The following is a 25,616-nucleotide window of genomic DNA, read 5'->3' as shown; positions in this document are numbered from 1 at the left end:
GAATCGTGCTTTTTTTGTTTATTTGGGGGGGCGCTACGGCACTAACTTCTGCTGTTTTTTTATTCTGCAATAAAAGCTAATAATTATTTTAAACTATCCATTAACTCTTTAGGCTAAGCACTTGCTTGATAAATGGAATGGTAATTTTTCTTTGCTCTTGAATAGAAGCTTTATCTAATACATCGAGTGATTCGATTAGGCTGCCCATATCTCGACTCAAACGATTAATCAAAAATTTAACCACCTCGTCTGATAAGAACAAACCACGCTGCGTGGCACGGTGTTGTATGGCAACAATCTTTTCATCATCATCAAGTGACTTAACTTGTTCAGTTAAGCCCCAAGAAAGTCTTGATACTAGATCAGGTAAGCCAATACCAAGCTGGTGAGCACTTTCGTTTCCTGAGATTAATAAATAATTATTTTGTTCAAGTACACGGTTGTAGAGATCAAATATCGCCTGTTCCCACTGTTTATCACCGGCAATCAAATGAATATCATCTAAACAAATTAAATCAATTTGCTCTAACCCATCAAGTACTTCTACGGGCAATTGTTTCAATTCTGCACATGATAAACACACAGATGACTTACCCACTTGGGCTGCATAAGTACTACTTGCATGTAACAAATGTGATTTACCCGCACTGGATAAACCAAATAAATAAAAACCGTGTGGCGTCTCTTGTTCTTGTACTTGTTCAATATAAGATTTTAGCTGACTGACTACCGCAACATTAAGCTCACTTTTAAAACTTTGGAAAGTTTCGTCATCGGGTAATTGCACCATTAAGGCTAGTTGAGCAACTTTTTTCATCCTAGCTCCCAATAAAAAACGGGGGTTTTGGGGGCTAATATTAGCGTTGGTATCACAGATTCCCCGGCTAGATCTTGCTCATTTATTTTAGTATCAACTTCAGGAATAACCTCTACCGTGGTGACGTCTGCTAAAGAAGTACTTTTATCAGCAACTCGATCAACAGGGCCTTGTGTGCTGATATTAGTTTCACCGAGCACAATAACCTTCATTGGCTTATCCCTAAAATTGGCTTCTCCACTGCTGTCATCGAGTTGTGGTTCTAGGTTTTGAGTTAATTTATTATTCAGTTTTAATGAGGCAAGAAATGAAGATTTAGAACCAAGTAGCTCTAATTTAAAGCGACGAACATCACCTTGGGCACTCATTAAGGTAACGGCTTTAACTGCCGACAAATCCACTAAAAAGTCAAATAATTGGATATCACTTTTTAACGAAGTAACATTTTCAACTTCAATAACAAAATCATTTTCAGCCGAGTCCAATAAAGCATAAGACTGGTAAATCAATGCAGTAATATCAGATAAACCCTGATTAATTAAACTAAGTTTATCAACACCTTGATATTTTTGGGTATACAGAGCACCTTGCGTATACACCCGCCAGTCTAGTAGTACCTTAGTTGTGGCCACATCTTGTTGTTCGCATAATAAACCACAAGCAACATTATCTGTAGGAGTTAAAGTACTACCTTCCATTTCATCGGTGAGCAAACTGGAGTCTGAAACTCTCATCACAATAATAGTGTCAGCAAAATAGCGTCGTGAGGCTCGCTCTATTTTCTCGTGAGAATACAGCCAAAAATCACTAACGACCACTTGTTGGCGATCCGTGATGTCCATTAAAGGCATAACAATAGGTAAACCACGTTTTATAGAAAACTCATTGACACTGACAGAGATAATGGCATCTAGATTAATCGCATCGGAGTCAGTTGCATCCGAATTGATTGAGTCAGGATTAATTGAGTCAGGATTAATTGAGTCAGGATTAATTGAGTCAGGATTCGCTGCAATGATTCGGCGACTTTTACCCTGCTCATCTATTAACCATAATAGCACTTGTGGACGTAGGCTACCCCACAACGCTAAGTTGGCTTTTTCAAATAATTGATTTACTTTATCTTCGTTGAAGCTGACAACGAGGCTAAGTTGCCCATCTTTACGTTGATAGCGGTACTGACTTACATAGCGGTTAGCTTTTTTTTGCGCCTGCTGTAGCACTTTATCTGCTAGCACACTCGGCTTGCCACCCACTTTTAAAAACACACGTTGCAGTGCGAGTTTAATTGCCTGTTCACGCTGTGAACGCGCTTGTGAATCAACAACGACTTTGGCTTGGTATAAATCATTTACTTCAAGGGCTGGTAAATTAGTGCTCAGCAGCGTAAATATTAGTGTAATTAAAACAAAAGGAAATCTAAACATATCAACTAAAAATTTGAAAAAACTCTGTGATTTTATAATTGTTATCTTATCACACCGCTAACAATTAATATCTGAAATTATTAATAAATTCCCTATAAATGCACAGTTGCAATAAAACAAGCTGAAGATACCGTAATCGTCTTGAGTATGAGACTTAGCACTGGTAGAATACGCCCCATAAAATACTGTCGGTAATTTCTGAGGTTTCCCGTGAGCGAACAAAAACAGTCGTTAAGCTATAAAGATGCTGGTGTTGATATTGATGCTGGTAATGCCCTAGTTGAGAAAATTAAAGGTGCAGTAAAACGCACAAAGCGTCCCGAGGTTATGGGTGGTTTAGGTGGTTTCGGTTCGGTATTTCAATTACCTACCGGCTATAAAGAGCCTGTATTAGTAGCAGGTACCGACGGTGTCGGCACTAAATTACGTTTAGCTATCGATTTAGCTAGACACGATACCGTTGGTATCGATTTAGTTGCTATGTGTGTAAATGACCTTATCGTGCAAGGCGCTGAGCCATTATTCTTCCTTGATTATTATGCTACGGCTAAACTTGATGTTGACGTTGCTGTATCAGTGGTAGAAGGTATCGCTGAAGGCTGTATACAGGCTGGTTGTTCTCTTGTTGGTGGTGAAACGGCTGAAATGCCAGGCATGTATCACAAGGGCGATTACGATATTGCTGGTTTTTGTGTTGGTATTGCAGAAAAATCTCGTTTAATTGATGGTACTAATGTTGCCGCTGGCGATCAATTGATTGCACTAGGTGCTTCTGGTCCTCACTCAAATGGTTTCTCTTTAATTCGTAAAGTATTAGAAGTAAACAATACCGATACTGATGAATTGCTTGATGGTAAGAAGATCGCTGATCACTTACTTGAGCCTACTAAGATTTATGTAAAATCTGTGCTTGAGTTACTTAAAAATGTCGATGTTCATGCACTTTCTCATATCACAGGTGGTGGTTTCTGGGAAAATATTCCACGTGTACTTCCTGAAACGGCACAAGCCGTTATTAAAGGTGATAGCTGGCAATGGCCGAGCATCTTTACTTGGTTAAAAGAAAAAGGCAATATCACGGAACATGAAATGTACCGTACTTTTAACTGTGGCGTTGGCATGATAATCGTAGTACCTGCTGACAAAGTTGCGCAGAGTATTGAAGTGTTAACTGCACACGGTGAAAACGCTTGGCATATTGGCGCAATAGCTGATAAAGCCGACGGCGAAGAGCAAGTTGTTATTTCATAATAAACAGCTGATGTGCTAAGCAAGCAGAAGTATATTTTAAAAGGGGCTATTTATTAGCCCCTTTTATGTATCACCGCTTTATCACAGTTTTTGCAAAAATTAATAAGGAAAAGACATGTCGAGTCGAATAGTCGTTTTGATTTCTGGCGGTGGCACTAATTTACAAGCCATTATAGATGCTTGTACGGACAGTGCTTACCCTGGGGAAGTGGTTGGCGTAATATCAAATAGAGCCGATGCTTATGGCCTTACTCGCGCTAAAAATGCAGACATTGCCAACGTAGCACTTTCCCATAAAGACTTTGCTAGCCGTGCAGATTACGATCAAGCACTGATCAAAGTTATTGATGGTTTCGATGCTGATTTAATTGTACTAGCCGGTTTTATGCGTATTCTTACGCCAAGTTTCGTGCAACATTTTCAGGGCAAGTTACTCAACATTCACCCTTCCCTTTTACCTAAATACCAAGGTTTAAACACCCACCAACGTGCTATTGATGCCGGTGATGATGTTCACGGAGTTAGTGTGCATTTTGTTACTGAAGAATTGGATGGCGGACCAGTGATCCTGCAAGCTAAAGTCCCTGTATTTGAAGGTGACAACAGCGATGACCTAGCGGCTCGAGTACATGAGCAAGAACACCGTATCTACCCACTTGTGGTAAAATGGTTTGCAAAGCAAAGACTTAGTATGCAAGGCGATCATGCTGTACTTGATAATAACATCCTGCCTGCTTCTGGTTACGCTAACGATTAGTAAAGTAATACCCGAACAACCATGCGACAAATTCTTAGTAAATACTTAGTAAATTGTTGCTAATAAAGCGAAAGAAGCTGTTAGTATCAATACATACTAAAGCTTCTGGACACTTTGTTTCTTATGCGAATAATCTCCCCGCTACTCTTTTTAGCAATACCTTTTATTTCTTTAGCCAACACAGCGAAGATTGCAACGCCGCCAATAGAAGCAGTCCAAGTACAACAATCTTCCTTTTCAAAAATCATTCCTGCCTATCGGGCAACTTATACTTTATTGCATAAATCTGATCCTGTTGGCACCGCAATTAGGGAGCTGAGCTATCTTGAAGATGATAAGATAAAATACCATTATGAAACAGATATCAGTTGGTTAATTTTTTCTGACAAACGTAGCGAAACGTCGATAGTTACTATTAAAAACAGCCAAGTGATACCGTTAAGTTATGATTATCAACGAGAGGGAACTGGCCGTGATAAGTACTATCAATGGCAATATGACTTGAACGCAAAAACGGCGACAGACTTAAAAAATGATAAAACAATAACCCTAGATTTTAGCGATGGTCTACTTGATAAACTCAGTTACCACTTACAAAACCGTATCGACTTAATTAACAACCCCGAGCAAAAGCGTTTTATTTACCCGGTGATTAGCAGCAAAGGCTCCGTTAAAAGTTATGAGTACCTCTATGATGGCAAAGAAGAATTAATGCTTCCTTATGGCTTAATTAAAACTATCCGTTTAAAGCGTGAAATTATTGAGAAAAAACGCATTACTTACGCTTGGTTTGCACCCGAGTTAAATTTCTTACTGGTTAAACTTTACCAAGTTAAAGCGGGCTCTGAACAATTTGAAGCTCAGTTAACCACACTAGAGCTTAAATAACCTCAACTCTGGCTAAGCAAAGTGACTCAAAAAGTTATTTCAGGTTAAATAATCCTCCATTACTGCCATGAGTCTCAGACGAGTACTTCGTCTATATAGCAACAAGTGAGCATTATTCATGCTTACTTGTGTTTACCTTCTATTTTCAATGGATGCATTTAAAGCATTATTGAAACAATAATTTGAACGCTTATTTAAACAATCATTTACATCACCCATGCTGATGGCTTATTGATGTCACTGGCCAAGTTCATCCCCGTATTCTTTATTTGTTCACTTTTCTCATTCAAATAATACTAATACCAATTTGATTAAGTTCTTTCCCACTCAGCGAGAATTAAAAGGCTTAGAGGCAAGGCATTGATTGATGAGAATGGTTATTCCCTTGTCAAAATTAATAACGCCGCATTTAAGCCTTTTAAACTCGCCCTTGGGAGCTCATTGATAAACTGATAACGTCACAAAATTAATGAAATATAGAATAACTATGTTTAACAAATTTTGTTTGTTCTAAGCTCACCAATGTAGCTCTGAGTAGGGAAGAAATTTAATCAAAATGGTATTAAACGTTCCCGCGGCTTGCTGGTATTCTTAGTTCGTTAAGCGCCTTAATAATTTTCGAAATAAACCCTGCCCGCAATAGACTATGCAAACACTACACTCGTAATCCAGCCGATATATTAAGGTCGCAGCTTAAAGCAAGTGATGCACAACTGTGCAAAAAATAACAAATAGTGCTTGAATAGTCACCACAAACCATATACTGTACAAACATACAGTATAGTTATATATCACTATTTAGTGCGAGGAAAAACGATGAACCCGACCGATACACTTAACACCAACACTATAAATAATGCCCGCAACACTCCCCTTGCAGAGCAGGTTTGGTTAAAGTTAGCTAATGTTGATAACCATCAAGAGTTATCGTCGCACTATGTAGATATTTGCCAACAATATAAGCAAGAAAAAAAGTGGCTGTTGTTTATTAACCCTGAAGAGTCATCTTTAGAACAATTAGCCCAAACACATGGCATTGATGTTTCACAAGTACTTCGTGTGAGCTTTAAAGGGAAAAATAAAGTGAATAATTTGCTGAATGAAAGGTCTGCTCATCTAGATATAGAGCAAATAAAAAGTGTTTTATGTCGGGGTAACTGCTCTGCTGTTATTCTTTCAAATGCTTATTTTTCTGCAGATGAAATTTCTGCACTCGGTAGCAGTGCTCGTTTAGGAGAAACACACTGTGTACTACTTAAAAATCATCGCAGAAACGAAATGACTGAACAGAGTCAGCCGATTCACTAATTTAAAGTATTCAATTTAAGTACTCAACTAAAGTAGGTACTAAAGTCGCCTCACTAAAGCGGCTAAATCGCTTTGAGTAAAAAGCCGTATTGTTAATAACATCGCTAATATCAATACGGCTTTATATTACTTACTATCTAAACTGTTGCAACGGACTTTGCTCGGTTTGATAAATTCATTGATTACTTACTACCTATTCCTTATCACTTACTATCTAACCAATAGTTTACGTTACGTGATAATACCGCCATAGGTACTGCACCATTTAACAGCACAACATCATGAAACTCAGCTAAATCAAAGTTATCGCCTAAACGCTGCTGAGCTTGCGCACGTAAGCTTAATATTTTTAACATACCTAATTTGTAACCTAACGCCTGACCAGGCCATGCCATGTAACGTTCAATCTCAGCAATAACATCGGACTCAGCCGTGCCCGTTTGCTCTGCCATATAACTAATGGCTTGCTCGCGTGTCCAGCGTTTGTCATGCAGTCCCGTATCAACAACCAAACGTACCGCTCTAAAGAGTTCTGCTTGTAAGCGACCCAAGTTGCCAAAGGGATCATTTTCATACATGCCTAACTCATAAGCAACTTGTTCACTGTATAAGGCCCAACCTTCGGTATAAGCATTGTAAGGGGCTATTCTACGTAAGAAAGGTAACTCAGCTTGATCTAAGTTTAAGGCGATCTGCCAATGGTGACCTGGGTTAGCTTCGTGATAGGTTAGCGTTTTCAAGCCAAACTTAGGGTTAGCTTTCATATCACGTAAATTAATCCAATAAATACCGGGTTTACTGCCATCAACCGCTGGAGAAGTATATTGGCCACCTGGCGCACCCTCTTGAACTTCAACAGGGAATGCTTTGACTTCAACTTGATAGCTTGGCGTGGTTTTAAATACCGGCGCCATTTTTATTGTCATATCAGTAATATAACCATTTATATCACTCAACAACTCCTCACGTCCGGCTTTAGAATCTTCATATAAAAAACGTGGTTCTTCGTTTAACGCTACCATGCGCTCACCAACAGTACCGTCTTTGTATCCTTGCTCTTGCAGTATCTTATTCATCACCAGGCTAATACGCGCCACTTCATCTAAACCAATTTGGTGAATTTGACTCGGAGTTAATTCACTATCACCCAGTTGCTTGATAGCATCTTTATAATAAGCGCTACCTTTTGGCTGTGCCCATATACCAGATTCACTTCGAGATTTAGGTAATAATCTTTCGCTAGCCTTGGCTACCGATTTAAACGCGGGGTAAACCACCTCACTCACCTGGGTAATGACTTGCTCTACTAATATTTGCTTTTGTTTGGCATCAAGGGCAGCTATCTTGGCAATTTTATCACTAAAAACTTTTACAAAACTATGCTGTTCTGCAGCTACTTGGGTAAACCCTTTAAGGTATTTAATTGCCCCTTGCAGAGTCACTGTTGGTGGTAACCAATTTTGTGCGGCATCAAAGGCTTGTTTTTCAATAATGCTGGCAGCAAGTTTATCAAATTGTCCCAAGCGCGCTATATAGGCTAATGCTTCTTGCTCGTTTGTTATGGGTTGGTCGTTTTGCATTATGCGTGGAATATCAATTAAAGGACCATTGATTTGATTGACCATAAAAGGGGATAGTCCCATCCAAGTATCAATATAGCCAATGTTAAAGTTTGGCTCTCCGGCAAAATATCGCGTTAACCCAGCCATCACTTGCTGATTATTTTTAGTGGTGATATCGGCACCATCTAGTTTGATATTTGCAATTTTATTGGATATTGATAATAACTCTGCTCTGAGCTGCTTTTCATTAGCAGGGCTGAACAGCTCCATCTTGTCACTAACAACGTGACCTACATCTTGCTCTGTTAAACCATACATGGTTGCTGATAAAGCTCGTTGCTTAAAAAGACTTTGCTTAGCTTGTAAGTAGAGCGCGATTAATTCTTGCTCTGCATCGTGAATTGACGTTCTTTCGGTTGATTTTTGTGTTGGCGAGGTGTCATTAACCGCTACAGTATTACCCTTATTATCACAGGCACTCAAGCCAAGAGCTGCGACAATAGCGCTAGCCAACAGGCTGTTTTTTAAATTCTTATTCATAGCTTCCTCTAAAATGGAATAACATTGTTTATTATTTTTTGTTTTTTGAATTACTTTGTTGATAGCTTTGTTTTTTTTCATACTACCCGGTTTGCTCGCATCACGTTAATATCGTGATGCGAGCAAACGATTAGAGCAAATGTGACCAATATTGTAAACATTATACAATCTTGTTTTTCTAAATATTTATCGCGCCCGCTGTACGAAAAACATACAGATATATTTGGGATTATTTTAAAATTTCTGCTATAATCCGGCGCCCGCTATTTTCGCGGTACAGGTCGCAGTACAGAGTGCGGCACAGTCATTTAGTGACATAGTAATTTATAATCGGTTAACCCCAATGGGAATGGTGATATGGCTTCAGTTAAAAAACAAATAATTTCGAAACCACAGCAAGGATTATTTGATTATCCAAAGTACTGGGCTGAGTGCTACGGCACCGCACCATTTTTACCTATGACACGCAAAGAAATGGACGTGTTAGGCTGGGACAGTTGCGACATAATAATTGTCACCGGTGACGCTTATGTTGATCATCCAAGCTTTGGTATGGCTATTATTGGTCGTATGCTTGAAGCCCAAGGTTTTAGAGTTGGCATAATCGCGCAGCCTGCATGGCATTCAAAAGATGCCTTTATGGAATTAGGCAAGCCTAATTTATTTTTTGGCGTGACTGCCGGTAATATGGATTCCATGATTAACCGATATACCGCAGAGCGTAGAATGCGTCATGATGATGCCTATACGCCGAATGATGAAGGCGGTAAACGTCCTGATCGCGCAGTAACAGCTTATACTCAACGTTGTAAAGAAGCGTTTAAAGGTGTGCCGGTAATTATTGGCGGTATTGAAGCCAGTTTACGCCGAGTAGCCCACTATGACTATTGGTCAGATAAAGTGCGTCGCTCGGTATTGTTTGACTCAAAAGCAGATTTATTAGTCTTTGGTAATGCAGAGCGGCCATTAGTTGAAATTGCTCACCGTATTGCCCGTGGTGAAGATGTTAAAAACATCACCGATGTACGCGGTAGTGCTTTCTTAACCAATCAGCCATTACCAGGTTGGAAAGGCATAGACTCCCGTGATATTGACCGACCGGGTAAAATTGACGCCATCCTTAGCCCTTACACTGAAATTACCCCAGAAAGCTGTAGTGATAACGAAGCACAGTCGGCTGCGGAAAATTTAGCTAAAGACGTTACCAAAACGGCTCAGCCAATTGTAATGGCTGACTACCGTAATAAAACCTGGGAAAAGAAAGCTAAACCTTGGGAAACCACTTATATTAATTTACCGACCTTTGAGCAGGTAAAAGAGAATAAGGTTTTGTATGCGCATGCTTCACGTATTTTTCATCAAGAAGTTAACCCTACTTCCGCTAAGCCGTTAGTACAGAGCCATGGCACACGACTTATTTGGTTAAACCCACCGGCGAAACCGCTTTCAACAGCGGAAATGGATGGCGTATTTGATCTTGAATATAAGCGAGTACCCCACCCAAGTTATGGTAAAGCCAAGATCCCAGCATACGACATGATAAAAACATCGGTTAATATCATGCGCGGTTGTTTTGGTGGTTGTACTTTCTGCTCAATTACCGAGCATGAAGGCCGTATTATTCAAAGTCGCTCCCATGAATCTATTATTAAAGAAATAGAAGATATCAGAGAAAAGGTCCCAGGCTTTACTGGCGTGATATCCGATCTTGGTGGCCCAACGGCTAATATGTATCAGCTCAATTGTAAAAGTGAAAAAGCCGAAGCCACTTGTCGTAAACCGTCTTGTGTTTGGCCGACTATTTGTGGCCACTTAGATACCGATCATACACCCACCATCGAACTTTACCGTAAAGCGCGTAAAGTTAAAGGCATTAAAAAAGTATTAATCGCTTCGGGTGTTCGTTACGATTTAGCCATAGAGCACCCTGAATATATTCAAGAATTAGCAACCCATCATGTTGGCGGTTATTTAAAAATTGCTCCTGAGCATACCGAGCAAGGACCGCTTGATAAGATGATGAAACCAGGCATGGGTAGCTATGATAAATTTAAAGAATTGTTCGATCATTACTCTAAACTTGCCGGTAAAAAGCAATATTTGATCCCTTACTTTATTTCTGCTCATCCAGGCACCACGGATAGAGATATGGTTAATTTAGCCTTGTGGCTGAAAGAAAATGATTTTAAATTAGATCAGGTGCAAAATTTTTATCCATCACCATTAGCCAACGCCACCACCTTATACCATACCGAGTTGAACTCTTTACGTAACGTGACGACCAAAAACTTAGCGAAGGAAGATGGCCGAATAACCGTACCCAAAGGCACCATTCAACGACGCTTACACAAAGCTATACTGCGTTATCATGATCCCCTAAACTGGCCACAAATTCGTCAAGCACTAACTAAGCTGGGTTTAACCAAGCTTATTGGCTCTGCGCCAACCTGTTTAGTCCCTAGAGAAACCCGTAACGAGCAGAATTTAGCCAATAGAAACAGACAAGGTAAGAATAACTCGCAAGGCTTTAAAAGTAGCCCGGGTCAAAACCGTTCTAAACCGGGACAAAGTAATGGAAAAGGTAAGAGAACGCCAACGCACAAAAAAGGTTTAACCCGCTTTTCAGATAATCAGTTTAGCGATAGAAAAAACCCTAAATAAGTTTAAATAAGCGATTGAGGCGTAGATAATCACAAATATACCCGTGACCATTCAAGAGGCATGTTTCAGAGTGCTTGAGCAATTTCAATTCAAGGCGCTGTGATGAAATAATGGTTGTTCAGGAGAATATGCTCCTGCATTCTCTAATAAGCTGCATCCGTGCAGCGTCATTATGAGTTACAGCAACGATGAAGTGATGTTGATCAAACGCTTCTTCGATGGGTTTAAAATGACTTTATACCGCGTTAAATGATCAAACCATAGTAATGACTATGCTTAAATGATTCTCCTTGCCTAAAGCCATTTTAATTCCCACTGAAACCCTGCACTTTGATTGGTAACGGGTATATAGGTTATCTACGCCTTAGCTAGCCAAAATGCTACTTTTTCTGCCAGTAATTGCGGGTTAATTGGTTTAGCTAAATAATCATTCATTCCTGCATCTAAGCATTTTTGCTGATCTCCGCTCATGGTATTAGCTGTCATGGCTATGATACCCACCTGATTGACTCGCTGATATCTATCATCAGTGCGAATGGCTTGTGTTGCTTGATATCCGTCCATTCCAGGCATTTGGCAATCCATTAAAACCAACTGATAGGGCTCCGAAAATTGTCGCTGTAATATCAGCTTTAACGCATGTACGCCATTAATTGCGACATCAGCACTGTGACCCATCCGACGTAATAAACCTAAGGCAACTTCTTGATTAATTCTATTGTCTTCAACCAATAGAATTCTTGCTTGTTTATCGATGTTATTCGTTATTAGATATTTTTCAGGTGTTCGATGTGACAAGCTCTGCTCTGGTTCGGTACTCTCAGTAGAGAAAGCGCTTGTTAGAACTTGATAAAGCTTTGCAGCGCTAATAGGTTTAGCTAGCTGATAAATATTGCCATCATTGCTCAATGCCAAAAGCTCGCTGTTTTTTTCAGTACTGCGATCATCCATCGGTGTCATAAAAATGATAGGTACGATTTCGGATTTTAGTTTATTATTTATCAGCAATAAATTAGCAATATTATCAAGTACTGCTTTATCTAATTTGCTATCAAGGATAATGACAGAAAAATCATTACTCTCAATTTCATCACCTACGGCGATTACGCCATCGGCTGTTATTTTCATAACAACATTAAGCCCCCATAACTGTAATTGTCTACTAATGCTTCTACTACTAGTTGCATTGCTTTCAATTAATAAGATTGATTTTTCGGTAAAACGTTTAAAAGGTGTTATTGCTTTTTCACTCTTAGCCAAGTTTAAATGAAAGGTAAATTGGCTACCCTGCCCCAGTTGACTGTTAACGCTTATATTCCCGCCCATCAATTGACATAATTGCTTAACGATAGTCAGTCCCAAGCCAGTTCCACCGTATTCTCTCGTGGTAGAAGCGTCAGCTTGGGTAAAAGCATTAAAAAGAGAATCGCATTTTGTCGCGGCAATACCTATGCCCGTATCGGCAATAACGACCACTAGCTTAATTACTGCTGAACTTTGCTCCTGCGTGGTAACCGTGATAATGATTTCACCTTGGTTGGTGAATTTGATGGCATTACTGAGTAAATTAGTCATTATTTGTTTTAATCGGCTAGGGTCACCAACAACAAAACCTGCGAGTAAAGCTGAGGTATCAATAACAACTTCTATACCTTTGTGCTGTGCTTTAATTGACATAGCTTGCACTGTTTCAACTATGCAGTCAGGTAGGTTAAAGACTACTTTTTCAATTTCAAGTTTTCCCGCTTCTATTTTGGAAAAGTCTAATATATCGTTAATAAGATGTAATAAGGTTTCAGCGCTAACCTTAGCAAGTTTTGAAAAGTGTTGTTGCGTTCTACTTAACTGAGTATCCGCTAACAAAGTTAGCATGCCTAACACACCATTAATGGGCGTTCTAATTTCGTGGCTCATATTGGCAAGAAACTGAGATTTTGAGCGGTTTGCTACTTCAGCCTTTTGTTGTTGAACTTTATTTTCATCCGCTAGGTTTTTTAACGTCTGCTCCTTTTTAACCATATTGGTGACATTATCAATGACTATTTGGCAAAGAGGACTTAACGACTCAACAGCAATCCTTTTGACACTAATTTGTTGTTGAATTAAGTATTTTTCATCGCCAAAGAAGTTTTTTTGATAAAGGGGTAAAGGGGTAGGATTAAAGGTATGTGATAATAGTGCTGGTAAACCCAAGGTCAATGCAGATTCACAGGCATCCCTCAACCGAGAGTCTTGATATTGTTTGAATACTGCCCCTATATATTTACCTTCATGATCACCTAATGCCTTACCTGAATAATCACTTAACCATTGGTTAAAGAAGACTACCCTTTGCTCTTTATCAATAATAATAATACCGACAGAAAGTTGATTTAAAGAAGCATAAAGAATGTCATTGGTTAAATTTTCCATACCATCACCTTAACTCGGAGTAGGATTGGTGATTCCAAAAACAAATTTCCGCACTGATTCTTGAAAAACTTCTAGTGAAGTAATATCCATGATGAAGGATATATGACCCTCAATATTTTCACTGGGTAAAGAAAATTTCACCCTAATATACAGTGACCAATCATACTCACTACTATAAGTAAAAATCTCATTTAGGTTACCTTGAATAAACTCTGGCATTTCAATTGAAATGGACGCTTGCAAAAAATTGATCACGGTACCAAAACAAGCATTTAAAATAACATTACCGATTTCAACTAATGAGTCTTGTTCTAATTCAGATAGGTCTTCAATGGGTATTTTATTACCAAGTAACAATTTAACAAGTTGCAAGCCATTCTCTTTACTAAACATTAATAAAGCTTGCCCCTTAAAGTCCCCGGAAAATCGTTGAGTAACAGCACTGATCTCCATAGCAATATCGAAATCAAGTTTCTGTTTAGCCTGTTTATTAGGCAATATGTCAATTTCAGGAATGGTTAAGTCAACCGTTTGTGAAACCATTTTATTCAAAGAATTAGCAGCTCGGCCAATACCAATATTAAAAATTTCCGTTAGGGCATCTATTTCAAGTGGGGTCAATTTATCTGGCATATAATAGTTACTCGTTAATGACTCGAACGGCTAGTTATGTAAAAAATTTGCGATGGCCTCTTCATCAAAGGGCTTATTCATAAATGTCACCCCCGCAGCTAATGCCTGAGCTTTGATCTCATCTTGAATATTTGCTGTCAATAAGGCTACTTTTGGAATGGTCAGCTTGGCAGCCAATGCACTGATTAACTCAAGTCCGGTCATGCCAGGCATATTGTAATCAATAAAAGCTACATCAATAACCTTACCTTGAGCTACTTTATCGAGTGCTTGCTCACCATTGCCTGCTTCTATAATATCAGCCCCCTGTGCATGGATTTCTAAAATATTTTTTATCATCATCCGTGAAACTAAACTGTCATCAACCACTAAGATTGTTACGCTCATTACGCCACCTAAAAGTTAAATCATGATATATCATAACGTTGCTTGCAAGTTTATGCAGGGACTTGGTTTTTATCCAGTTAATCAACAAAAATAGCAATAGTAGTCATAAAATTAAAAAGTCTTTGTTCAACGCCATTGAAAAATGACTTATAACATTGAGAATAAAAAATGAGTTTTATTCTAGGCATTATTTTAGGTAAACCTGACAAAACACCGATACATATAGCTACTTTTTTTCAACAACTAGTGCATCAACAAGTTCATTAACTGCATCTGTTAATAACTCAGGTGTTTCGTTTATAGGGTTAGTATTTTCTTGGCTGTTCATAACGGCTTTGATGTAATAGCAAAGAATACAAATAAACTTAAATATAAAAACTTCATCGGTACTTTCATAAGACTACCTCCTATTCAACATCGAAGTGGAGAACCCTCATTGAAAGTATTTTATCCATCTATTTAGTATATGTGAAAATGGTTAATTGGCGCCTGGCTTAGTTATAAATTATCGTATGCGACCAGTAAACACTAGTGTATAATCGCGCGCATCACTTGTCCGGTAACTACATATTTTTCGGTATCTATCGGTATATTTACTGACACATTTGACTCAGTAAATCTCAACATTCGACGGAAGACATCATGCTATCAGCAAATAATATCACTCAGCAATTTGGCGCTAAGCCATTGTTTGAAAACATCTCACAAAAATTTGGTGGCGGTAACCGTTACGGTTTAATTGGCGCAAACGGTTGTGGTAAATCTACCTTTATGAAAATTTTAGGTGGTGATTTAGAGCAGACTGGTGGCAACGTTACCCTTGATACTGGTGAACGTTTAGGTAAATTACGTCAAGACCAATTCGCTTTTGAAGATAACAGTGTAATTGACACTGTTATCATGGGTCATACCGAACTTTGGGCGGTAAAAGAAGAACGTGACCGTATTTACGCTTTGCCTGAAATGAGTGAAGCTGATGGTATGAAAGTCGGCGATTTAGAGTCTGAATATGCCGAAATGGATGGTTACAGCGCAGAAGCTCGTGCAGGTGAGCTATTAATTGGTGTTGGTATTCCGGTTGAGCAACATTACGGTTTGATGAGTGAAATAGCGCCTGGTTTTAAGTTACGTATATTACTAGCACAAGCACTGTTTTCAGATCCTGATATTTTATTACTGGATGAGCCAACCAACAACTTGGATATTCACACTATCCAATGGTTAGAAGAAACGTTAAATGAACGTAATTCAACCATGATCATTATTTCTCATGATAGACATTTCTTGAACAGTGTTTGTACCCACATGGCCGATTTAGATTACGGTGAGCTACGTGTTTTCCCAGGTAACTATGACGAATACATGTTGGCAGCAATACAAGCAAGAGCACGTTTATTATCAGATAACGCGAAGAAAAAAGCACAAATTGGCGAACTGCAAGCCTTCGTGGCGCGTTTCTCGGCTAATGCTTCGAAAGCAAAACAAGCCACTTCTCGTGCTAAGCGCATTGATAAAATTCAGTTAGAAGAAGTAAAAGCATCAAGTCGTAGTAACCCGTTTATTCGCTTTGACCAAGAAAAGAAATTATTCCGTAATGCGTTAGTCGTTGAGAAACTAAATAAGAGCTTTGATGGTAATCATATCCTTAAAGATCTGTCCGCCTTAATTGAAGTTGGTGAACGCATCGCTATTATTGGTGAAAATGGTATTGGTAAAACGACCTTTTTACGCACCTTAATGAACGAAGTCGCTTATAAGCAAGATTCAGGTGAGTTTACTTGGTCTGAAAATGTCAATATTGGTTATTACGCGCAAGATCATGAATTTGAGTTTGAAAATGACATGACCTTATTTGACTGGATGAGCCAGTGGCGCCAACCAACCGATGACGAGCAAGCGATTCGCGGTTATTTAGGACGTTTACTTTTCTCATCTGATGATATTAAAAAGTCAATTAAAGTATTGTCCGGTGGTGAAAAAGGTCGGATGTTATTTGGTAAGTTAATGATGCAACAGCCTAATATTTTACTGCTTGATGAACCAACCAACCACATGGATATGGAATCAATTGAATCCCTAAATATGGCGTTAGAGCAATACGAGGGTACGCTTTTATTCGTTAGCCATGACCGAGAGTTTGTTTCAACTATCGCCACTCGTATTATTGAGTTAACCAAAGACGGTTATATCGATTTTGCCGGAACTTATGACGAGTACTTAGCTAGCCAAGCATAAGCTATAAACTAAATATTGCTAACGGCTATCAAAAATACTGTTTGATAGCCGTTTTTTTTCTTGTGTACCATGATATCCATTACCCCCCTACTTTAAGGAATTACCTTGCTTAGTTATCGTCACGCTTTTCATGCTGGCAATTTTGCCGATGTACTCAAACACAGTGTTTTATCACTGATACTTGATTATATGACTCGTAAAGAAAAAGGCTTTTGTTATATCGATAGCCACTCTGGCGCTGGTATGTATCAATTGGCCGATGCATATGCACAAAAAACCGGTGAATATAAAGACGGTATTGCCAAAATCATTAATGATGAAAACGCACCGGAAGCACTTGAACCCTATTTATCGCTAATCAACAGCCTTAACCTCAGCAGTAATGCAAGTGAACCAAGTACTGACACAAGTGACGAACTTGAGGTTTACCCAGGCTCTCCTGGCATCGCTAAAGCCTTTGTTCGTCGACAAGACTCTAGTCATTTATTTGAGTTACACCCGACTGATTTTCAACATTTAGAAGATTTTTGTCAGCGCTGGCGTAAAGTGTTCGTTAAGCAGTCTGATGGTTATAAAGGTGTACTCGGCTTATTACCACCACCAAGTCGTCGCGGTGTGGTGTTAATCGATCCACCTTATGAGCTAAAAGAAGATTATCAAAAAGCGGTAAAAACCATTATTAAGGCCTATACAAAATTTTCAACAGGCACTTATATTCTTTGGTATCCGGTGGTTAAGCGTGAGTTAGTTGAACAAATGGAGAGAGACTTTACTGACAGTGACGTCAAAAACCTATTAAAAGTAGAGTTTTGCATGGCCGCGGATACTGACGAATACGGCATGACCGGCACTGGTTTGTTTATCGTTAACCCGCCATGGCAATTAACAGCACAACTTGAAGAGATATTACCGTATATGAAGGCTAAACTTGGCACTGATGCGACAAGTTATACGCTGAAGCAGCTCATTGCCGAGTAACTTCGTTTTAGTGAGGTATACGTAGAACTGTAATTTAGCTTTACGTATATCTAGCTCACCATTAGCTAAAGGGACTTTCCTAAAAAACAATCGAAAGTGCTAAGCAGTTTTCACTTTTGCTTGATGAAACTCAGGCGCTTTCAGTATAAAGAAATCATCAACATAAAACTGCTCGGCACTACTGCTTTTCCACCAGTGCTGCCACGATTCATCAAGTTCATTCTCGCCTGCTGAAGGGTCTATTAAAGCATTGGCAGATAGTGGCGCAACAAGACTGCCCATCGACATTTGCATGCCATAAGGTGAGCGCCTTTTGACCATTTGTGGCACTAACTTGGCAGGATCATCAAGCCCCATACTACCGACTAATTCATAAAAGCTTGCCAGGGTATTGTAGTGAAAATTTTTCACTCGCTCACTTTTCGACTCAACATCAATGGCTTTTGCCCGTGCAGGGTCTTGAGTTGCCACACCTGTCGGGCAATCATTGGTATTACAATGTCTTGATTGAATACAACCAATGGCCATCATCATAGTTCTTGCGGCATTAACCACATCAGCGCCAGCAGCGATTTTTGCCAGTAAATCAAAACTTGAGGCGGTTTTACCTGAAGCTATAATTTTTATTTTATTGCGTAAACCGACACCAACCAAAGCGCTATTTACTATGCTTATGCCCTCTAAACAAATTAAACCTAGGCGGTTGGTAAATTCAACCGGCGCAGCGCCCGTTCCGCCTTCCGCGCCATCTACGGTAATAAAGTCAGGAGTAATGCCCGTTTCTAACATGGCCTTACAAATACTTAAAAACTCGGCCGGATTACCAATACATAATTTAAAACCAACAGGCTTGCCACCACTTAAGCGGCGTAATTGTTCGATAAAGGCCAGTAAGTCTTTTGGTGATGTACATTCTGGATTTACTGCGGGCGAAATACAATCATGATCTTTTGAGATATGTCTAATACGTGCTATTTCATCGGTAATTTTGGCTTTCGGCAGTACACCGCCATGACCAGGTTTTGCCCCCTGGCTTAACTTTATTTCGATCATTTTAACTTGCGGTAGTTTAGCCGTTTTCTCAAAACTAGCAGGATTAAAGCGCCCCTGCTCATCACGGCAACCAAAGAGCCCAGTGCCCAGCTGCCAAACAATATCACCGCCATGTTTTAAATGATAAGGACTCGCCGCGCCCTCACCGGTATTGTGATAACAACCGGCTTTTTTAGCGCCTAAATTAAGCGCTTCAATAGCATTGCTACTTAACGAGCCAAAGCTCATCGCTGAAATATTCAAATACGATGCTGAATAAGGTTGCTTGCAACTATCACCACCAATGATTATGCGTTTAGCACTTTCTTTTATATGAGTTGGCGATAATGAATGCCATAAACTTAAGTAGTTATCTTCAACGAGATTACGCTGGGTACCAAAAGCAATGGTATCACGAACATTTTTAGCGCGTTGGTAGACCAAGGTACGTTGCTCGCGGTTAAAAGGCCGCTCTTCGGTATCATTGGCAATAAAGTATTGTTGAATTTCAACACGGTAAGATTCAAGGAAATAGCGCAGATAAGCCACTACCGGATAAAGACGATTTAAACTGTGGCGGCTATAAAAGACATCGTATATACCGATGAGGCTATAGAGTAATGTTGTTACTAACAAAGCAATACTCAATGCGCTTTGACTCTGTATAAAGAAGTACCCTGCCGAAAAATTACCTAGGCTGGCAATTAACCAGAGAGTTTTTTGCATTATGGTCATGAAATGTCCTTATCTAACGTCTGTATTGGTATTTAAAATACACCCTATATCATTAATAATTTAGCATCTTTGCAAGCTATTGAATACATGGATATAGTCTTAAATAAACCTGTTATTACTATTTGCTTTGATAAATAAAAAAGAGCGGACTAATTGGTGAGTTTCTAGGGTAAATAAGTAAGCTAAAGCGCACTACTTTTATATCCATCAAACTAGTGCGCTCATCCAAAAATACTGCGGTGAAGCTTAAAGTATCTCTTCGGCTTATCGCACTTCAGAGCACATTGTGAGAGAGGATTTATGGCAACTTAGTGCGCTTTATAGTCCTTTCTGTCTGAAAACCACCATAATTAACGTGTTCACATCAGCCTTTAGTTTGGCATAAATTCCGGCCTAATAACTTCTAGTGACTCAATCTCTCAGTGTAGAGCGGAGTAAAATGTCAGCCCTTTTTACAGTCGACAATAAAAAGCATTGCATATTCTATGCTTTGGCTCTTAATTGTGCTATTTCCACATTTAACACGAAATTTATATTTAGTTTTCGGATTTTTTTATGAGTAAGTGTCTAATTTTTTTACACTTAATATATCAAAATCAATATTACTTTTAGTTACACATTTTAATCTCTTTTTATTCCTACCTTTAGGTTTTACGAATTCAGAATGGCGCGATAAATGCCTATAATGATATAGAAGAGGATGTGTTTAATAGCTTCCTATTCGAGAGTTTTACTCAAAGAGTATCTGAAACTTGCAACTTAAAGGAGTCTGTTATGAAAATACTAAATTTAATATCAGTAGTCGTGATCTTATTATTATCTTTTAATGTTAATGCCACCAAGTATAAATTTATCGCAGCAGATAATAGTATTGAGACTAAAATCTGTGTGTTTGCCGGTAATAATAATAAACTTGGATTAAAAAATGCCTTGCGACTAAATTCGTGGGGTGCCGCGTTTGTTAACAAACGATTTTCTGTTAATAATATTACTTGTAATGATATGGTGATGGCACATTTTGCCCATAAATATGATGCGTTAGATACTTTTGCATATTTAAATCGTTTGACCACAAAAAAAGATAAAATTCATGCCACAAGTGTTGAAATAAAAGATATCGCAGCCGTTTTAAATCGCAGAAATGAAGAAATTAAAATCATTTATGTCGGCTCTGCTAAATAAATTGCATATCAAGAATTCAGAGCCAAATTTCTATAATTTACTAGATAAGTTTGGCTCTCCTTTAATAAATTAATGTTACTTTCCGTAGGTGTAAAATAGACTACTACAAGCCTTGAAGCATCCTATAATCTGGTTGGATGCGCTTAGGACATAGTTAGCTTTATTAGTGTTAATGTCTACTTTTACCCTTTACTATAAAATCCTAAAATTGCTATTACTGTCAACTTTCTGATCCCAAAGCAGACAGTAATTTTGCATGTATTTAATAATCTCGAATGACCGCTGTTGTGGTAAAAGTGATCGTTAAATAAATATGGTCAGCGTAAATTAAAATGATTTGTCGCGGTAGCAACTCCACCCAGAAGAAAGAGACTACCGCCACTCTTTTTATCCCTTTGGAATCCCTCACAGCTGCTAACGTATTCTTCAATTCACTCAAGTATTATCGACGTAACAGCGCTGATGGCACATCAGGACAATATGCTCCTGACGTCGAGGGCTGCCGTTGTTCCGGCAAGATAAATCAGCAGGAATAGTGGTTTACGCTAGTTGGTGATTGAATGCTCTGCTGATTAGGGCTAGCGAGTTGGTAATATTAAGCACAAAGGGTTTAATACTTGAGGCTTTAGCGATTAAGTGCGGCGTCAAAATTAGGAAGCGTAACAACGTCACCGGCAATCAAGCTATCGATATGGATATCGCCAATCCGCACTCTTACCAGCCTTAATGTGGCAAAGCCCACCGCAGCCGTCATTTTTCTTATCTGACGATTTTTCCCTTCACACAGAGTGATAGAGATCCAACTAGTAGGCCCATGTCGCAGATCACGAATTTTACGACCACGAGTGGGGAGTTGAGGCTCACCGTCTAGCTTGTACGCTTTACAAGGCAGGGTTAGATACTTAGTGCCATTGATACCAATCTCAACACCATTTTGCAGCTGTGACATGACTTCAACCGTGATCACGCCATCAACTTGCACGTAGTACTCTTTTTCTATAGCTTTGTCTCTGACCTTGTAGCTCATCATACCGTCGGTTGTGAGTAACAATAAGCCTTCGGAGTCGTGATCTAATCGCCCAATCGCCATCGTTTTATTGGGGAAGTTAAATAGCTCGCCTAGTAGACGTTTCTTCTTGCGTTGTTCGGGTAAGAACTGACTTAAAAAACCATATGGCTTAAATATTTTGAAGTGCTGGTGAACGTGGCTTGGCTCAGCGAGCTCTGCTAAAGGGGGTTGGTTAGTGGTTGGCATTAAACATCGCTTTGAAGGTAAAGTCTGAGTGGTCTTACATTATACAATTAGTCAGGGTTAGATGCACTGCGCCTGCTCAGTGTTATGGTTGAGTGAAATTGAGACGCGTTTTATAACTTCCAACTTACTCAAGACAAGTTACTCTTGGCATAAAAAAAGGCAACCGAAGTTGCCCTGTTTAAATGCATTGGTAACAGAAGTTAATCCTGTTCCTTTTTAGTCGCATCTTCAATTTGCTCTGGTGTTAACACTTTCTTACGCTTAATAATTTTCATTGCGCCGAAATCTTCTATATCAAGGAAAGTTTTCTTAATGACTTTTCTTGGCTTATTCGATACCGTTTTTTTATCTTTAGCAATATTAACTATAGCTTTCACCACTTTTTCTTTTTTCGGTTTTAAGCCTTTAAACCTAACCTTAAACCCGTCAACTTTGGTAAAGCTTATCTTTTGCTGTAAGAAAGCTTCCACGTTTTTAAAGCTTAACCAGTCATTAGGGCCAACCAATGAAATAGCATCACCTTTAGTGCCAGCACGACCCGTACGACCAATACGATGGACAAACTCTTCCGCATGTTTTGGCATATCAAAGTTAATCACATGCGAAACATTGATTAAATCAAGGCCACGTGAAGCTAAATCTGTGGTAACCAATATCTTGTGTTTACCTTTAGCAAAACTGTCCATAATTTGATTACGTTGGCCTTGGTTTAAGTCACCACTTAAGGCTACCGCATTAAGATCTTGCTTGGTTAACATGGTAGCTAAACGTTCAGTATCACTTCGTGTTGCCGTGAAGATAATGATTTGCTGCGAAATTTCTGTCGTTAAGAAATGCTGCAAAAGTACTTCTTTTTGGCTGAGATTGTCAGCTAAAAAGAAACGCTTGGTAATATCTTCATGTTCGGTATGGGCCGATGCAATGGCAATACGTTTCGGCTTTTTTAATAATTCTTTGGCAAAGTCATTCACTTGCGCATGGTCTAAGGTTGCTGAAAACAATAAGGTTTGGCGTTTACGATGATCGGCAGCATTATTTATTTGCGTGAGCTGTTTACTAAAACCTAAATCAAGCATGCGATCTGCTTCATCTAAAATAAGCAGCTCTAAGCCATTTAAATAAAAATGACCTTGCTTTAAATGATCCGCTAATCGACCTGGTGTTGCGACAATAAAATGCGGGTCTTTTTCTAACACTTTCACTTGATCGTTAAAGTTTTCGCCACCTAAAATCAGCACCGCTTTAAACTGAGTATTAGCCGTAAATAAACGTAATTGACTAAAGACCTGCTTAGCTAACTCACGTGTTGGCGTTAAAATAACTACCCGTGGATCACGTTTAGATAAAGCACGGTTTTTCGTCAACCTTTGTATCGCAGGAAGAATAAAGGCTAAGGTTTTACCTGAGCCAGTTTTCGACGAGGCGATCAAATCATGCCCCGCCATTGCCGCAGGAATAGCCTGTTGCTGAATTTGTGTTGGCTCGCTAAAACCAAGATGATTAACGGTATCTATTAAACATCTGTCTAAACCAAAATCACTAAATTGCACTAGGTACTCTCCTACATTTATTTAACGTGTTTAAAATGCTCATTAACTCGCAGCAATTCTTGCTTCAACGACCACTAGGGCTTGATCAATTCTCTCTAATACTTTCTTTTGATCTAACAAAGCTAAAGTAATATCAAGTGATGGTGAGTTACCGGCGCCTGTTGCCGCAACACGTAGTGGCATACCGACTTTACCCATACCAAGTTCTAATTCAACCGCTGTATCATTAATTGCCGCGTGAATAGGCTCAGGTGACCAATCAGTTAATGCAGCTAGTTTTTGTTTAACTAACATCATTGGCTCTTTAACCACTGGGCGTAAATGTTTTTTAACGGCTTTTGCATCAAGCTCGGTAAAATCTTCATAGAAATAACGTGATATTTGTGCCATTTCTTTCAAGGTTTTAACGCGGTCAGCTTGAATTTTAACTACTTCGCTAAGCGCTGGTCCATTAGTAGTATCTATACCTTGGTCTTTCATGTGCCAGGCAAGGTGCTCAGCAACATATTCAGGGTCCATGGTTTTCATGTAATGCTGATTAACCCAAATAAGTTTATCGGTATTAAAACCAGACGCTGCGCGGTTACAGTCTTTTAAGTCAAATAACTCAATCATCTCTTCACGAGAAAAGATTTCTTTATCACCATGTGACCAGCCTAAACGTACTAGATAGTTTAAAAGTGCTTCTGGTAAAAAACCATCATCACGATATTGCATAACACCTACTGCGCCATGACGTTTAGATAAACGTTTACCATCATCACCTAAAATCATCGGGATATGGGCATATTGTGGGATATCGGCACCTAAAGCATTAAGGATGTTAATTTGCTTAGGAGTATTACTAATATGATCATCACCACGGACAACATGAGAAACTTTCATATCCCAGTCATCAACCACAACCGTTAAGTTATAAGTAGGGGTGCCGTCAGAGCGCGCGATGATTAAATCATCTAACTGCTCATTGCTAATGGTAATATCGCCTTTAACCATATCTTTGATAACAACATCGCCATCTAATGGGTTTTTAAAACGAATAACAAAAGGTTTATCTGCAGGGTGATCAGTACGGTCACGCCATAAACCATTGTATTTTTCAATACCGCCTTTTGCTTTGGCTTCTTCACGCATAACATCAACTTCTTCCGCTGTGCTGTAACAGCGATACGCATTACCCGATGCCAATAGTTGTTCGATGACTTCTTTATAACGATCAAAACACTTTGTTTGAAAGTAAGGACCGTGAGTCCAGTCAAGGTTTAACCAATTCATACCATCCATAATGGCATCAACTGATGCTTGGGTAGAACGTTCTAAATCGGTATCTTCGATACGAAGAATAAAGTTACCGCCATTTTTCTTGGCATATAACCAGCTATACAAGGCAGTACGGGCACCACCAACATGTAAATAACCTGTTGGGCTTGGAGCAAAACGTGTCGTTAAAGTCATAAGAGTCTCTACAAGGTGTCACTAATAACGCCTATTTGGCGGCGTTAGCAGTATAAATCAATAAATTGAGCGCATTTTAACATTGAGGTGAATACCAAGTCCATTAAGTTATTGACTACTCAGCGAGAATTTAAAGGTTTCGAGGCAAGGCATTGATTGCCGAGAATGATTACTTCCTTGTCAAAATCAATAACGCTGCATATAAGCCTTTTAAACTCGCCCTTTGGGAGCTCGCTAGGAAAGTGATAACTGCATAAATTCGTTTGATTTAGAATAACTAGAGCTACACAAATTTTATTTGCTCTAATTTTCCTAGCGCAGCTCTGAGTTGGTAATAAATTTAATGGAATTGGTATAGGTTAATTCATCACTTTGATGTAATTAAATGAACTATAAACAGAATGGCAACGTAGAAAGAATAAAAATAGACAGTGAAAAGTATTATTAGCTTGGATTTTTAGAGTTTTGGAGTTTTTAAAAAGTGGTGGACGGTCTTTGATAGCTACGGGCTTGAACCAGTGACATGGCGCGGGGTGTAAAAGGTAGAAGGT

At 39.1% G+C, this 25,616-nt stretch carries 18 protein-coding genes; 8 read left to right on the top strand and 10 right to left on the bottom strand.

From position 1 onward, the window contains the following. Positions 1-100: 100 nt before the first annotated feature. Together hda and F580_RS0110465 are read right to left on the bottom strand one after the other, a co-directional pair. Entirely contained in the window at positions 101-817 is a 717-nt protein-coding gene (gene hda, locus F580_RS0110470) for a DnaA regulatory inactivator Hda (protein ID WP_019027680.1), read from the bottom strand. Then, a complete protein-coding gene (locus F580_RS0110465; protein WP_019027679.1) occupies positions 814-2,244 on the bottom strand; it encodes a DUF2066 domain-containing protein in 1,431 nt (476 codons plus the stop codon). The genes hda and F580_RS0110465 overlap by 4 nt, the downstream gene beginning before the upstream one ends. 210 nt (positions 2,245-2,454) lie before the next feature. On the opposite strand from F580_RS0110465, the gene purM reads away from it, so the two are divergent. The 4 genes from purM to F580_RS0110445 all read left to right on the top strand — a co-directional run bounded on the left by purM (position 2,455) and on the right by F580_RS0110445 (position 6,448). Continuing rightward, positions 2,455-3,495, top strand: a complete 1,041-nt coding sequence (gene purM, locus F580_RS0110460) for a phosphoribosylformylglycinamidine cyclo-ligase (RefSeq protein WP_019027678.1) — start codon at positions 2,455-2,457, stop codon at positions 3,493-3,495. A gap of 115 nt (positions 3,496-3,610) precedes the next feature. After that, positions 3,611-4,252 (top strand): phosphoribosylglycinamide formyltransferase, encoded by a 642-nt coding sequence (gene purN / locus F580_RS0110455; protein WP_019027677.1) that lies wholly within the window; start codon positions 3,611-3,613, stop codon positions 4,250-4,252. 123 nt (positions 4,253-4,375) lie between these two features. Next, positions 4,376-5,140, top strand: a complete 765-nt coding sequence (locus F580_RS0110450) for a DUF3108 domain-containing protein (RefSeq protein ID WP_019027676.1) — start codon at positions 4,376-4,378, stop codon at positions 5,138-5,140. Between the two features lie 816 nt (positions 5,141-5,956). Beyond that, a complete protein-coding gene (locus F580_RS0110445; protein ID WP_019027675.1) occupies positions 5,957-6,448 on the top strand; it encodes a hypothetical protein in 492 nt (163 codons plus the stop codon). Positions 6,449-6,651: 203 nt separating this feature from the next. On the opposite strand, the gene F580_RS0110440 is transcribed toward F580_RS0110445, so the two are convergent. Continuing rightward, a complete protein-coding gene (locus tag F580_RS0110440) occupies positions 6,652-8,550 on the bottom strand; it encodes a DUF885 domain-containing protein (RefSeq protein WP_026301376.1) in 1,899 nt (632 codons plus the stop codon). A gap of 357 nt (positions 8,551-8,907) precedes the next feature. Here F580_RS0110440 and F580_RS0110435 point away from each other — a divergent pair, with 357 nt between their 5' ends. Further along, entirely contained in the window at positions 8,908-11,211 is a 2,304-nt protein-coding gene (locus F580_RS0110435) for a YgiQ family radical SAM protein (RefSeq protein ID WP_019027673.1), read from the top strand. A gap of 357 nt (positions 11,212-11,568) precedes the next feature. Here the strand turns inward: F580_RS0110435 and F580_RS24350 are convergent, their stop codons facing one another. Genes F580_RS24350 through F580_RS0110420 form a run of 3 tightly spaced genes read right to left on the bottom strand, consistent with a single transcriptional unit; the run spans position 11,569 to position 14,643 of the window. Then, a complete protein-coding gene (locus F580_RS24350) occupies positions 11,569-13,623 on the bottom strand; it encodes an ATP-binding protein (RefSeq protein ID WP_019027672.1) in 2,055 nt (684 codons plus the stop codon). A gap of 9 nt (positions 13,624-13,632) precedes the next feature. After that, entirely contained in the window at positions 13,633-14,256 is a 624-nt protein-coding gene (locus tag F580_RS0110425; RefSeq protein WP_019027671.1) for a chemotaxis protein CheX, read from the bottom strand. Positions 14,257-14,286: 30 nt separating this feature from the next. Next, entirely contained in the window at positions 14,287-14,643 is a 357-nt protein-coding gene (locus tag F580_RS0110420; protein WP_019027670.1) for a response regulator, read from the bottom strand. Between the two features lie 642 nt (positions 14,644-15,285). Between F580_RS0110420 and F580_RS0110410 the strand changes: the two genes are divergently transcribed. Both F580_RS0110410 and F580_RS0110405 read left to right on the top strand, forming a co-directional pair. Then, positions 15,286-16,878 carry an ABC-F family ATPase gene (locus F580_RS0110410; protein ID WP_019027668.1) on the top strand — a complete coding sequence of 531 codons (1,593 nt, stop codon included), beginning with the start codon at positions 15,286-15,288 and terminating at the stop codon, positions 16,876-16,878. A 105-nt stretch (positions 16,879-16,983) separates the two neighbouring features. Continuing rightward, complete coding sequence (locus F580_RS0110405; RefSeq protein WP_019027667.1) at positions 16,984-17,856, top strand: 23S rRNA (adenine(2030)-N(6))-methyltransferase RlmJ; 873 nt, start codon at positions 16,984-16,986, stop codon at positions 17,854-17,856. A 99-nt stretch (positions 17,857-17,955) separates the two neighbouring features. Here F580_RS0110405 and F580_RS0110400 read toward each other — a convergent pair whose 3' ends face one another. Further along, positions 17,956-19,623: an FMN-binding glutamate synthase family protein gene (locus tag F580_RS0110400; RefSeq protein ID WP_019027666.1), complete on the bottom strand. Its 1,668-nt coding sequence runs from the start codon at positions 19,621-19,623 to the stop codon at positions 17,956-17,958. Positions 19,624-20,397: 774 nt separating this feature from the next. On the opposite strand from F580_RS0110400, the gene F580_RS0110395 reads away from it, so the two are divergent. Beyond that, a complete protein-coding gene (locus F580_RS0110395; RefSeq protein WP_019027665.1) occupies positions 20,398-20,805 on the top strand; it encodes a DUF3718 domain-containing protein in 408 nt (135 codons plus the stop codon). Between the two features lie 625 nt (positions 20,806-21,430). On the opposite strand, the gene F580_RS0110390 is transcribed toward F580_RS0110395, so the two are convergent. From F580_RS0110390 to gltX, 3 genes are all read right to left on the bottom strand, one after another. After that, entirely contained in the window at positions 21,431-22,060 is a 630-nt protein-coding gene (locus F580_RS0110390) for a pseudouridine synthase (RefSeq protein WP_019027664.1), read from the bottom strand. A 200-nt stretch (positions 22,061-22,260) separates the two neighbouring features. Continuing rightward, positions 22,261-23,610: a DEAD/DEAH box helicase gene (locus F580_RS0110385; RefSeq protein ID WP_019027663.1), complete on the bottom strand. Its 1,350-nt coding sequence runs from the start codon at positions 23,608-23,610 to the stop codon at positions 22,261-22,263. A gap of 42 nt (positions 23,611-23,652) precedes the next feature. Further along, positions 23,653-25,065 carry a glutamate--tRNA ligase gene (gltX, locus tag F580_RS0110380; protein ID WP_019027662.1) on the bottom strand — a complete coding sequence of 471 codons (1,413 nt, stop codon included), beginning with the start codon at positions 25,063-25,065 and terminating at the stop codon, positions 23,653-23,655. Between the last annotated feature and the right edge of the window lie 551 nt (positions 25,066-25,616).

This window comes from Colwellia piezophila ATCC BAA-637 (assembly GCF_000378625.1).
In the GTDB taxonomy this organism is placed as follows: domain Bacteria; phylum Pseudomonadota; class Gammaproteobacteria; order Enterobacterales; family Alteromonadaceae; genus Colwellia; species Colwellia piezophila.
This window is presented reverse-complemented; position numbering and strand designations above follow the sequence as displayed.